The 317-nt window shown below is 58.7% G+C and carries 1 protein-coding gene; it reads left to right on the top strand.

The annotated features are described in order from the left end of the window. Positions 1-60: 60 nt before the first annotated feature. The coding region (locus tag CSR02_RS02090; RefSeq protein ID WP_244176719.1) for a transposase at positions 61-317 on the top strand (257 nt) is incomplete at its 3' end.

Here is a 317-nt window from a genome sequence, read left to right as displayed (position 1 = left end):
ACAACCGCCATCTGCCGAAACTACAGAACTGCGGTTATCGAGCGATTGCGCACCAGGGACATGACCGCCAGTGCCGCCGGGACTGTGGAGAACCCTGGCAAGAACGTCGCTCAAAAGCGCGGACTCAACCGCGCTATTCTCAACGTGGGCTGGCACCAGATCGAGACGATGCTGTTTTACAAGGCGCATCAGGTCGTGAAGGTCGATCCCCGATTTACCTCGCAGACGTGTTCGTGCTGCGGAGCCGTGGACAGTCGAAGCCGCAAAAACCAAGCGTCCTTCGTCTGCACGACATGCGGCTTCCATGCCAATGCCGA

The organism is Acetobacter pomorum, assembly GCF_002738225.1.
GTDB lineage: Bacteria > Pseudomonadota > Alphaproteobacteria > Acetobacterales > Acetobacteraceae > Acetobacter > Acetobacter pomorum.
This window is presented reverse-complemented; position numbering and strand designations above follow the sequence as displayed.